At 35.3% G+C, this 12,584-nt stretch carries 11 protein-coding genes; 8 read left to right on the top strand and 3 right to left on the bottom strand.

Annotated elements, in window-relative coordinates:
* Positions 1–166 precede the first annotated feature (166 nt).
* Positions 167–1,411, bottom strand: coding sequence for a nucleoside permease (locus tag MY533_RS11655; RefSeq protein WP_248716075.1), 1,245 nt, complete (start codon positions 1,409–1,411; stop codon positions 167–169).
* A gap of 397 nt (positions 1,412–1,808) precedes the next feature.
* Between MY533_RS11655 and MY533_RS11650 the strand changes: the two genes are divergently transcribed.
* Both MY533_RS11650 and MY533_RS11645 read left to right on the top strand, forming a co-directional pair.
* Positions 1,809–2,021 carry a hypothetical protein gene (locus MY533_RS11650; protein ID WP_248716074.1) on the top strand — a complete coding sequence of 71 codons (213 nt, stop codon included), beginning with the start codon at positions 1,809–1,811 and terminating at the stop codon, positions 2,019–2,021.
* Between the two features lie 985 nt (positions 2,022–3,006).
* Positions 3,007–3,438: an HD domain-containing protein gene (locus MY533_RS11645; RefSeq protein WP_248716073.1), complete on the top strand. Its 432-nt coding sequence runs from the start codon at positions 3,007–3,009 to the stop codon at positions 3,436–3,438.
* Between the two features lie 62 nt (positions 3,439–3,500).
* Here MY533_RS11645 and MY533_RS22140 read toward each other — a convergent pair whose 3' ends face one another.
* Positions 3,501–3,629, bottom strand: coding sequence for a YjcZ family sporulation protein (locus MY533_RS22140; RefSeq protein ID WP_256469532.1), 129 nt, complete (start codon positions 3,627–3,629; stop codon positions 3,501–3,503).
* A 97-nt stretch (positions 3,630–3,726) separates the two neighbouring features.
* Here MY533_RS22140 and MY533_RS11635 point away from each other — a divergent pair, with 97 nt between their 5' ends.
* Positions 3,727–5,043, top strand: coding sequence for a hypothetical protein (locus tag MY533_RS11635; protein ID WP_305883942.1), 1,317 nt, complete (start codon positions 3,727–3,729; stop codon positions 5,041–5,043).
* Between the two features lie 907 nt (positions 5,044–5,950).
* Here MY533_RS11635 and MY533_RS22305 read toward each other — a convergent pair.
* Positions 5,951–6,040, bottom strand: a complete 90-nt coding sequence (locus MY533_RS22305; RefSeq protein ID WP_369128051.1) for a helix-turn-helix domain-containing protein — start codon at positions 6,038–6,040, stop codon at positions 5,951–5,953.
* 334 nt (positions 6,041–6,374) lie between these two features.
* Here MY533_RS22305 and MY533_RS11630 point away from each other — a divergent pair, with 334 nt between their 5' ends.
* The 5 genes from MY533_RS11630 to MY533_RS11610 all read left to right on the top strand — a co-directional run bounded on the left by MY533_RS11630 (position 6,375) and on the right by MY533_RS11610 (position 11,937).
* Positions 6,375–8,456: a serine hydrolase domain-containing protein gene (locus MY533_RS11630; RefSeq protein WP_248716072.1), complete on the top strand. Its 2,082-nt coding sequence runs from the start codon at positions 6,375–6,377 to the stop codon at positions 8,454–8,456.
* 126 nt (positions 8,457–8,582) lie between these two features.
* Positions 8,583–8,771 (top strand): hypothetical protein, encoded by a 189-nt coding sequence (locus MY533_RS11625; RefSeq protein ID WP_248716071.1) that lies wholly within the window; start codon positions 8,583–8,585, stop codon positions 8,769–8,771.
* Between the two features lie 337 nt (positions 8,772–9,108).
* The gene (locus tag MY533_RS11620; protein WP_248716070.1) at positions 9,109–9,654 is read left to right on the top strand and encodes a GNAT family N-acetyltransferase; all 546 of its coding nucleotides are present in this window, start codon (positions 9,109–9,111) and stop codon (positions 9,652–9,654) included.
* Between the two features lie 1,306 nt (positions 9,655–10,960).
* Positions 10,961–11,413 carry an SMI1/KNR4 family protein gene (locus MY533_RS11615; protein WP_248716069.1) on the top strand — a complete coding sequence of 151 codons (453 nt, stop codon included), beginning with the start codon at positions 10,961–10,963 and terminating at the stop codon, positions 11,411–11,413.
* Between the two features lie 116 nt (positions 11,414–11,529).
* Complete coding sequence (locus MY533_RS11610; protein ID WP_248716068.1) at positions 11,530–11,937, top strand: GNAT family N-acetyltransferase; 408 nt, start codon at positions 11,530–11,532, stop codon at positions 11,935–11,937.
* Positions 11,938–12,584 lie beyond the last annotated feature (647 nt).

Raw genomic sequence — 12,584 nt, 5'->3', positions numbered from 1 at the left:
CCATCTAATCGACATTTGACTTTTAAAATTGACGAAGAGAATCTTGAGCGTAAAAGGGCGGTTGTCTCCAATTGACATTAAAGTTTGAACTTAAGTAGTTCTATTACGTAAAGAGCCTTACACGATGGACGGTAAGGCTCTTTCTTTTCCTTGAAAGAATAATTCACTATTTCATTGTTACATTTTTCATTTCATGATTATATTTAAAAACGATGGCAAAAATAATGGCCAAAACAAGTGTATAACCGCCAAAGAACAACCAAATATTTTGCCAATTTCTTACGCCCTCAACTGTGAAATAATCAACTACTTTGCCACTAATTACAGCTCCAAAATAGGCGCCAATACCATTTACCATTGTACTAAATAATCCTTGAGCACTGCCTCGAATTCGATGATCGACTTCTTTTTCAACAAAAATCGCTCCCGAAATATTAAAGAAATCAAAGGCACAACCATAAACGATCATTGATAACAGCAATAGTAAAAATCCTCCGCCAACTGGGCTTCCATACCCAAAGAAAACAAAACGTAATGTCCATCCAATCATACTGATGAGTATTACTTTTTTAATGCCATACTTACTTAAAAAAAACGGAATGGTGAGAATGAAGAATACCTCTGAAATTTGTGACACTGATAATAAAATAGCTGGATATTTAACAGCAAAGCTATTTTTATAATCAGGGTTCAATGCGAAGTCATGTAAAAATGGATCACCGAATGTATTCGTAATTTGAAGCGCAACGCCTAGGAGCATAGAAAAAATTAAAAACAAAGCCATTTTTTTATCTTTAAAAAGAACAAAAGCATCAAGTCCCAAAAGGCTTATCCATGACTTGTCCTTTATTTCATTGGAAGTTGGGCATGCCGGAAGAGAAATTGTGTAAAGTGCAAGTACTAACGAAGAGCCACTAGCAATAAATAATTGAATATTACTTAATTCAATTTTGGCAAGACTAATAATCCACATCGCAAGAATAAACCCAATTGTCCCATAGACACGAATAGGAGGGAAGTCCTTTACAACATCAAACCCTTTGCTTTCCAGACTAAAATAAGAAATCGTATTGGATAATGCAAGTGTTGGCATGTACACGATTGAGTTAAAGAGCATTACCCAGAACATCATCGTAGGATCTGAAATTTGAGCTGCAGAAAATAGGGTAATCGCACCGAGGAAATGCAATATTCCATATAACACATTGGCTTTTACCCACCGATCTGCAATAATCCCTATAAGACTTGGCATAATAATGGCTGCAAGACCGTTAGAACTATACACGACACCAACTTGTGCACCGGTAAAATGCAACGTATTGATCATATAAGAACCAAATGTAACAAGCCAAGATCCCCAAATAAAAAACTGTAGAAAAATCATTATTTTCAGGCGCAATTTTATATTCATTTTTTCCTCCTATAGAAAGTGATGGAGTTTTAATTACTTTGTGATGTTCTGCGGTAATGTCACTATTGAGTACGCATTTGTAGAAGTAGGAGAAGTTACCGTTTTAGACTTTAGAACATATCTACAGCATTTGCTCCTAATGACAGATTCATACGAATTTTATTGGAGTTTCTTCTGTTGATTCTTAGATAATAATTAACAGAATTGTAAATTGTTGCAATGTATACGCTTATTACGAAGATGCCAACGTGAAAAAATGCAAGGAGAATTTTCCCTTTATTGAATCAATGCAACATCTGTATAACTGTACTAGCTCTTCAATTTTTAATGTGCAATCAAGTGTTAAATAATATAATTATTGAGTGATGTAAAAACTTGAAGTTTAGGAGTAGGTATAATGTTTATTATGGCAATATTGGTCACTTTAATTTTCGGTAGTTTTTCTTACATGTTGTTAAAGTTTCCAGAGGACTTTTTAAAAATGAGTTCCTTTTCAGATAAATTTACTGAGAAACCATTTTTAAAAAAGTTCGTAAAGTTTATGGGCTGGTGGTTTTTATTACTAGTGGTAGGCGTGTGGATTATAGCAATCATCTCTTTATTTGAATAAAATTATGATGGCTGATAATGAGGATTGTCATTTTAACCTATAGTTGGGGGAAACAAAGGGATAACGTTTCTATACATATTGTTTTCATTAAAGTGATACCCGTTTAAATATAGTGATAATTTTCTTCACTTTCCATACTTCTATATACGCAGTGCGATTTATATACAAAATCGCACTGCATTTTTTGTTTCATCATTTTAATAATGATGTGATTAATAACAAAATCTAATTACTTTACTAGTGCAGAACTTGAAGCGTTGTTTAAATGTAAAAAGAAAAGGACCACGCGACGTGAAATTTATTTTTTTGGAAGAGTTTGGCCTTGCAAAATCAATTCATTACCGCCGAAAAAGATGGCTTGTCAATTACACTGAAATATTGACAGTCCCTTAACTAACCTACAATTTAATTGATAGTTGAAAATTAATAAATTTGTAAGGAATGAGTAAGAAAAAAGAGAAAATCGATTCGTACAATTTTAAGTAGAAACTGGGAAAATTAAATGACTCATAGTGACAATTCTTTAGCATACGAAGCCGAGAGAAATGCCTCGGTATGAGGGCCGAGGTGGCTTAAACAACGCCTGCGCAAAGCGTTCTCTCAATGTGTGATGTGCAGGGAAGTAATGTTTTGGTGGAGAGCTATATGTAAATTTAGAATCTGAAAAAGGGGGAACTTTATATGCAATTAACCAATATTTTTCCTATAATTTCATTAGGTACACCATTTTTTATAATTCTATCAATAGTATCAATTGTGATTGGACTATGCCTGATTTTTTTTGGTTTTGTAAAGCAAAAAAATCATAAAAAGAGTACGCTAGCGACATGTTGTATTGTTTTAGGATTTTTAATTATTATTACACATACATTTCAAATCATTGTGAGAACAATTTAATGCTATAACAAAAAATAAAACAGCAAGCTAGTACAAAAATTGTGACTGCTTCAGCAATATCAAAAAGCCTGAATTCTCAGTATTAAAATTGAGAGGAAAACCTTATATCAGTCACCCTATTGAAGTTGCAAGTATTTTAGAGAAAAAGGGCTTTTTAGATACTAAACATATCATAACAGCCCTTTTTCACGATTTATTAGAAGATACAGACGCTAGCGAACAAGAGATTTTCTTTTATGGAGGAAAAGATGTTCTAACTGCTGTGAAAATCATAACTAAAAGTAAGGGCTACAAAATGGAAGTATATATCCAAGATATTAGAAATAATCCCATTGCCAAAATGGTGAAATTAGCAGATCGACTTCACAACTTGTTAAGTGCTTTGGTTGCGAATGAAAAGTTCCGAAAACGTTATGTGAAAGAGACGGAAGAGTTTTATCTCGATTTGGCTAAGGGTACACCTTTTGAAGAAGATATTCTAAAGGCTTTAAGTGCATTAAAGGATACTTTCCAATATTGAATCTTTGAGGGAAGAAACTACAAAAGGATCACTATGCTGGAGGCTACCCTTAATCGAAAATATTAATACTCTCTATTCATGAAAGAAGAGACGAAAATATTTAGAAGTATTAATAGAATAACAATTAAGGCAAATGATGAACCATTACCATATACGTTACGATAGTAAACGTAAAATAAATTTAATACTATTATTGGATTATATTTATTTTTAGGCCATATAACCTAGTGATATGTCTATTTCAATATTTCTAATAAAAATATGATGAAATAGGGAGGAGGTGATTCTATGAAAATTAATAACTTTCAAAGTGGGTTGAACGGAGAAATGGGGGAAACTGGACTACAAATAATAGAGGGGAGAATAGGAGCAACAGGGGCAACTGGACTTCGGGGAGTAACGGGCACGACAGGAGCAACAGGTCCAACCGGTCTTCAAGGAATAGCGGGCACGACAGGAGCAACAGGTCCAACAGGTCTTCAAGGAATAACGGGCACGACAGGAGCAACAGGTCCAACCGGTCTTCAAGGAATAACAGGGGTAACAGGAGCAACAGGTCCAACCGGTCTTCAAGGAATAACAGGGGTAACAGGAGCAACAGGTCCAACCGGTCTTCAAGGAATAACGGGCACGACAGGAGCAACAGGTCCAACCGGTCTTCAAGGAATAGCGGGCACGACAGGAGCAACAGGTCCAACCGGTCTTCAAGGAATAGCGGGCACGACAGGAGCAACAGGTCCAACCGGTCTTCAAGGAATAACGGGCACGACAGGAGCAACAGGTCCAACCGGTCTTCAAGGAATAACGGGGACGACAGGAGCAACAGGTCCAACCGGTCTTCAAGGAATAACGGGCACGACAGGAGCAACAGGTCCAACCGGTCTTCAAGGAATAACGGGCACGACAGGAGCAACAGGTCCAACCGGTCTTCAAGGAATAACGGGCACGACAGGAGCAACAGGTCTAACAGGTCTTCAAGGAATAACGGGCACGACAGGAGCAACAGGTCCAACCGGTCTTCAAGGAATAACAGGGGTAACAGGAGCGACAGGTCCAACTGGTCTTCAAGGAATAACGGGCACGACAGGAGCAACAGGTCCAACAGGTCTTCAAGGAATAACAGGGGTAACAGGAGCAACCGGTCTTCAAGGAATAACAGGGGTAACTGGTACTACTGGTCCAACAGGTTCGAATGGTCCGGGCCTAATGGAAGTGTACTTAAGTACAGATCAATCCGTTGCAAACAATGATTTTCTTGGGATTGGAAGTGCATCAGCTACTTTCATTAAAAATACATTTGTTGTTCCTCAAAATGCAGTTATAACAAGTTTAACCTTTAATATACGAGATCATAATTTAACTGCTGGTGATACTGCATCTGCACAAATATATTTAAGTACAAATTGTGGTTTTACTGCACCGGTACCTACTGGTATCATAGCAACCATTACAGGACCTAGTACATCTGCTTCGCCAAATTGTTGTACAACTACAACGTCAAATTTCTCAGTAAATAGTTGTACTCTTTTGTCTGTAGAAATAACAACTTCTGGTGGATCTTTTGCAAACGGTGTATCAGCAACTATTCGATATCATTCCCCTTAATGAAAATATTACTAACTGAAACCTTTTGGGGAAACAAATTTAGAAAAGAGTTTTGAAAAAGCCGCAATAACGTGGCTTTTTTACATATTATTGTTTTTATCATTGTATAATGTAATTTTACTTATTTGCTTACGCTCCTACTATTTAATATTCCTGTCCAGAAATTGAGTGAAGCATAAAAATTGCCGTTCGAAATCCAACGTATTTAAAGGATATAAAAAAACAAAAAAGGAAAACTGCTTTAAAGTTTGGAATTAAGACTCTTTTGCCATTAAACGCCGTTACTCACAGTGCAATATTTGCTACTGGTCTTACTACAGGATGGAAATATTATGAGAATTGCAAGTCTTGTATTTAGAAAATAGGGTACATCTTAGTTCTAATTAAAAGGAGATAGCAATTGATTGTAAAATTAATAATAAGTGTAATAAATTTATTAACAATGAATTTCGTAGGATTTTATATTTACTGAAATAGCAAAGGTTGTTTAATTCCCCTGATGAAAGCGTGTTACTACAATCTGTGCCATTGTTTTTGTTTTCTTGTAGTTAACGGATGGTGATTTATGTTATTGAAGTCTTATAGCAGTATAATTCCAATTATGTATAGAAAACTTCGCTTTTAAGTAGACAACCAAGTTCAATCATCTCCGGAATAGATGTTCTATATCCGCTCGATCATTTGAGCCAGACGGAAAGCAATAGTGAGTTAAAACAGGTGCATTTACTGGTTCTGAAGCAGCCAAATAAGCGATCTGATAAAATAAAAACAGCTTTCTTCCACCTTTTTAAAACAGAGGTACTGCTAATCTCATATTTCGTCAACACCTCCATCTGTGAATAATTCAGTCTTCCATAGCCTCTAATTTTAACTCTTTTTTATAAAATTTACATGAAGTATCTTCTGGTTATCCTTCACGTCCACCTGCTTCGTATTTCATTTTCCACCTCTGTAAAGTTTGATAATCTAATGAAAACCTTTTACACAATTCATTGATAGAATAGTAACTTTCTTCGAGTAATGAAGGATAAGTCCTTAGATAAACAGATTTTATTTTTTAATCTGTCTACCTAAAAGGTAAGCATATTTTTCAGCCGAGCTGGTCTTTTTAATTTTCTTATTCATAATCAACCATAAGTCTTAAGTCCGATATGGTATCAGTCTATCATTGTATTTACGAGTAAATAAAACTTTGATATTCTATTTATGGAAAATATTTCTTGTCAAAGGGGTGATCAAGGTGTATAAGTGAACAAAAAAATTTTATTTGTATGGGAATAAATTATTGTTTTAGGAAGTGTGTATCTAGAAATCAAGGAGGCAATTCATTTATGAAAAATAAATTATCTGCGGTGTTAGCTGCTACGTTAGCGTTAACGATGAGCCTACCAACAGGTGCGATGGCGTTTTCTAGCAGTCAGAATACGGTTGTCGCTAGCCAAGAATTTGCTAGTCAAGAACTGAAAAAGATTGCGACAGAGAAAGCTACCCTACTTACGAAGTCCTATGAGACGACTAGTGTGCAGTATGCGCTAATTGATAATGGCAAACTTGTTTTATCGGGTCAGATAGGCAAGAACGATATGAATGGGAAACAGCCGCTGACCAAAGATACCCTATACGGGATTGGTTCAGTCAGTAAAATGTATGCAGCTGCGGCTGTAATGAAATTGGTGGACGAGGGAAAAGTGGATTTGGATGCTCCTGTCGTCCACTATGTTCCTGATTTCAAGATGAAAGACGAGCGTTACAAAAGCATTACACCACGTATGCTGTTGAACCACTCCTCAGGCTTACAAGGTAGTTCGTTTAATAATACATTTTTGTTTAAAGATAATGATACCTATGCCCATGATAACTTGTTGCGGCAATTGTCCAACCAGCAATTGAAGGCGGATCCTGGCGCGTTCTCAGTATACTGCAACGACGGCTTTACGCTAGCCGAGATTATGGTGGAAAGAGTTAGCGGTATGAGCTTTACCGAATTTATACATCATCGGTTTACAAAACCCTTAAAGCTAAATCATACGAAAACGCCGCAGGACAATTGGGAAAACGTTAAGCAGGCAGGGCTTTATTTTCCAACGTACCAAGGGCAGCTTCCTACTGAATCTGTGAATGTGATTGGTACGGGAGGGATCTCTTCCACAGCAGAAGATATGGTGCGATTCGCACAAATATTTATGGGACAGGGAAAAGGAATCCTCTCTGATAAGGCAGTCAAGGCGATGGAGCAAGAGGAATATAAAAAAGGAATGTGGCCAGGGGATGGAGATAATATTGTGAACTACGGTCTTGGCTGGGATAGTGTGAAACTATATCCATTCAATGAATATGGGATAAAGGGCTTGGCTAAAGGCGGCGACACAGGACTGCAACATGCTTCACTGGTCGTACTTCCTGAACAGAAGATGGCAGTAGCTGTATTGTCATCAGGCGGTAGCAGCACTACAAATCAACTGATGGCGACTGAATTATTGCTCGCGGCGCTTAAAGAGAAGGGCACAATTAAAGAAATTAAGCCGAACAAATCTTTTGGCAAGCCGGTCAGGGCTAAGATGCCTCAAGACGTAGCAAAGAAAGCGGGTTTTTACGGCAATAGTTTCAGTCATTCAAAAATAGAAATTGCGAAGAATGGAGAACTGATCTTACTATCTAATCCAGAAGAAAAATATGTATATACTGCGGATGGAAGCTTTATCAATGAGTCAGGTACCTCCAAGCTCAACTTCGTCACTGAGAAGAATAGACGAACATATTTGAAGGAGAGCACATTTATAGCGATGCCAGGTTTAGGGCAAGAGGTGATTACTCACTATTTAGCCGAGAAACTAGAAGACAACGTGTTATCGAAGGAAACTACTGCCGCATGGGCAAAGCGGGAAGGCGTTAAGTACTATCTTGTAAACGAGAAATATAGTTCTGCTCAATATCTCGTACCAATGATGCTGACAACACAAATTAACCGTAATGAAGGTCTAGGGGGCTATTGGGACGGCAGAAAAATTACAGGCCCAAATACGGCTGCGCATCAGCTCCAGATTCCTGTGATGGCAGGACGTGATACGACGGAGTCTCGTTTCTATACAGAAGACGGTAATGAATATATGGAGATGTCCGGATTGTTATATGTAAGTGGAACTAACGTAAAACCGCTTGATGCAAGCCAATCATCCAAAGTTACACTACAAGCAAATGGGCATGCGAGATGGTTTACAATCCCGCAAGCTATAGCAGGGAAAACGATGACCGTAGCATTGCCATCGCAGAGTTCGTTCGCGGTGTATGATGAAAAGGGAGTATGTATTAATTTTACCGTTGTGAGCGGCAATAACAAAGTAAAACTGCCGAAAAATGGAACGGTTGTATTTGCTGGCGCGCCGAAATCAGAATTTGCAATTACGTTGAATTAATTAATTTTAGTGATGTACAGCAACTAAAGCCTTCCGCAGATATTAGTAAATTTCGCATCTTAACAGGCACATACGCTATAAACAAGCAGCTGAAAATGTCTTAGATATATTAAAGAATCGTTTCGGTTGGGTAGCGTAATCGAACAAGATAATGCTAATTGGCGTGTTAAAACAGGAACGTTTACTGGCATGGCTGCAGCACAAGGTGGAGCTAGTAAAATTAAAGCAGCTAAGTTGGCTCAAGTAACAAATATAGTAGCTGAATGTTTAATGTCCAGGTACTCAATTAATTTTGAGCCTGGGCTTTTTATTTAACAACGTCAACGGGCCCATTGAGAGGGTCCCAACGAGAGACAGTCAATAAAGCTAGTAATGACATGGTTTGGTCTCCGCAATCTCTAAATCAACCATCTAGTTCTTTTAATCTTTCAACAAGTTTTTTACATGAATTTAACGCTTACGCTGAATATTAGCTGGAATGGTAAGATAGGAGAATATGAAATTGTAAATTATCTGACAGGTATTAAGAAATAATAGAATAAAAAATTTTTGATGAAACTATTTTTAAACTCATAACGTAATAATAATTGGTTGTGCAAAACATTTATACATATCAATACTATATTTTTAAAATGATGGAGGGAAAAGAAATATGACAGTTAGTTATTGGACAGGGCAAAATCTTACACTACGAGCGATACAACCAGAAGATATCGTTGTATTTGAATTTTTAGATGACGAAATTCTACGTAATATGGATTCAATACATTTTCCTCGCTCCGCCGATAAAATGAGTGAGTGGGTAGAAGAGCAATTATCTGAAGAAGATGATGAATTCCGCTTTATTGCAGTAGATAGGGACAATAATATTGTTGGTATGATTGAAACATTTGATTGTGATCTAAAAAATGGAATTTTTGATTATTATTTAGCTGTATTTGAACCATACAGAGGTAAAGGATATGCAAAAGAAATGATTCTTATGGTTCTTCGCTTCTTCTTTTCAGAGCGTGCATATCAAAAAGTCAATACATCCGTTTACTCTTTCAATGAGCCATCCATGCGCTTGCATGAAAAATTAGGTTTCATGAAAGAAGGGCAACTAAGAAATATCATTTTCACAAAAGGAGCTTATCATGATGGTATTTGCTATGGAATGACAAAACAAGAATTTGAACAGAACCATGGGATTTTGTGAAAAAATACAAGTCAGCAAATTAAATTAACAGTTCTTCTTTGAATTATTAATGCCAATCTTCCTTACGCTTAGGGAAGATTGGCTTTTCGTTGCTATTAATTGCCACACAAGGTGGAATTCGGGGAAAAATATATAAATTAATGAAGTGATAGTAAAGTATTTAAAAAAGGAAAGAATTTATTACATTGAGGCGAAGTTATTTATTACATCAAAACAAAAAATGAAAGAAAATCTAAAAAGTGTTTTGCTTTCGATATATTAGCTACCACTAAACCTCTATTAAATAGAAAGAACAGAACTTCTTTCAGCTATTATTGAACCTTCAATAGTTTTTTGGTTACACCTTCAATAGAAGGTAATGGTAGCGAAATATTCCAACTAACAAAAGACAAAACATGGAAGGCATCGTAGGCATACGATGTGATTCAATGTATAGAATAAATTATCGTGGTACTTATGAAGACCTAATTTTAAAAAAGATAAAAAAGTTATTTCTTTTTTTACTAAAGCCCCCGTTAATTTAAGTGCGATTCATCACAAATTCTTAGATATTCTCAATGAAAAGTGGATCACACCATATTTATTAATTTTCTCATATTGTTTTTAAGCTTCTTTGTTTTTGTAACACTCAATGAAAAAATAGAATAGGTTAACTAAAAACCAAATCTATGTTAACTTATAACTATACCATTATTTGGAGGTGGTTTTTTTGTCTGTAAAGAATAAAACATTACTTAGCTCGGTTTTTGGTTTGGTATTATTTACTTTAGGAGGATATAGAATCTTTACTAACAACTTAGAAGCTATGTCAATTCTAGTAGCATATATTTTCTTTATTTGCGGATTGATAGGCTTTGGTTTTAATGTAGTAAAGTTGTCAAGAATCTCTCGATCTTAGCATTGCCTAGTTGCAATGCTTTTTTATATTGCACAATCTCTTTCAGATATTCATTCAATGTAGTGATGGAATTTAAAATTCCGCAGTGGTATCTGTTTAAAGTAACCTTCTTACTTTATTTATAAATCTACATTAGTCGGAAGAATTTCAGGTTGGTAACAGTAGTTATTGCCTTTTTACGAATCGGTAAATTGCTCTTCTTTGTGTGGCTTTGAAAAAGTTGAACCGGATTTTCCTATCTATAAAAAAGGGAATTCGGTTTTTCTTGTGGATTAAGAACCTGTTAAGTGATAATAAAGTTATTCCATTAAAGGGCCAGATTGGTTTATCGAAATAACTTGTATAATAATTTTAGAAATAGCTATAGAAAAATGAGAGCGCAAGAACATTTAGAAGGGAAATAAAAAAATGAATGACAAGATTATTTCAATCATTTCCACATATGAAATAGATGGAGGTTTTACAGGTGGTGTAAATGAAGATACGATTCGAGAAGCAGCACAAATGCTAAACATTACATTCCCAAGCAGTTATCATTGGTTTTTAAAACAATATGGTAGCGGCGGAATTAAAGGAATGGATATACACGGCTGTAAGACAACAGCCGCGGATTCTTCAGTTGTTTACCACACACAATTGTATAGAGAAAAATATAACTTACCTGTACAATATATTGTTCTAGAAGATATCGATGGTTGTGTGAGTTGCTTAGATACCAATCAAATGAACGATGGCGAGTGCCCTGTTGTCTCTTGGAGTCGTTTTTCAAAGGAACTATATGCAGTTACCTATGAAAACTTCAGCGATTATCTATTAGATTATTTACAAGAATGTGTAGATAATTGTTATGATGAGGATTAATTGATTATATTACTACGAATTGTGATTTAAGTAATGAAGAACATTGAGTTGTATATGCAGCTCTTTTTTCTTTATTGAACTAACGGTGCAGTTTAATAAAAGAAGGGACATATTTTATGAAAGAAATTAAATCGACATCTATTCAACCTAATGTAAGAGAACTTTTATCCTTCGCAACATCTGAAAAGAATGTCGAGAAAGAATATAAATTATATATACAATCTCCAGTAAGAAAGTTATATGGATATGACCTTGAATCTGAGGTTGTTGGTTGTATTGGAATAGAATTTTTAAGTCCAAAGCGTTGTGAAATAAAACATATCGCAGTATCTCTGGATCATAGAGGAATAGGTATTGGGAGTAAAATGATTAACTTCGTTTTGGAAAAATATTCTTTATCTTTTATGTTTGCTGAAACCGATAAAGATGCTGTGAAATTTTATGAAAATTATGGATTTAAGATAACGAGTTTAGGTGAAAAGTATCCAGGTGTGGAACGATTTCGGTGTATTTTAAAAAGTTAATAGGACTAAGTCTTCTTCAACTATCGGAGGCATTGTTCAATAGAGTAGTCGCTTTTTTACTAACGATGTAGAATACTTTAATAAGATTTGAATTAAAAAGAGGTTACGATTATGCGAAATAGAGGTTCGGTAGTAATAGTAGAAAATGATAAGGTTGGTTTAATTCAAAATTATAGATGGCTCTGTTTTAAACCAGAAGAAAAGACAGCCTTTCGTTAAATTACAAACATATTGTTACAATGGTAGAGCTAGAGCGCAATATGTTTTGGAGATTGCATTGTAAAGTCCAATATTTAGAAAAAACTATTTCTGAATTGTTAAGAACAGTATTGTTTAAAGGATTTTGTTTTGATAAACAACCTGAGTAATGTATCTAAATAAAAGTACATAAAAAGTCACTCAATATTTATTTATAAAATAAGTGACTTTTTTTAATTTTTCAAATATAATTATCTGTACAAAAACACAAATTGTTGTAAATTATAATCTTTGTTAAGATTTTTACTATATAAAGTACCTGTCCAGGCGCGATTGTTATAAATTATTCAATATTATAGGTGGGGCACCATTTTAAAAAAACTACGAGTGCCCCAGAAAGTGCCCCAGTTAAATACATTTAAATACCCTTAAATAGAAGGGTATAAAAA

Source organism: Lysinibacillus sp. Ag94, assembly GCF_023242215.1.
Classification (GTDB): Bacteria; Bacillota; Bacilli; order Bacillales_A; family Planococcaceae; genus Lysinibacillus.
Note: the sequence above shows the minus strand (reverse complement) of the source record. Positions and strands in the feature narration are given on the sequence as shown.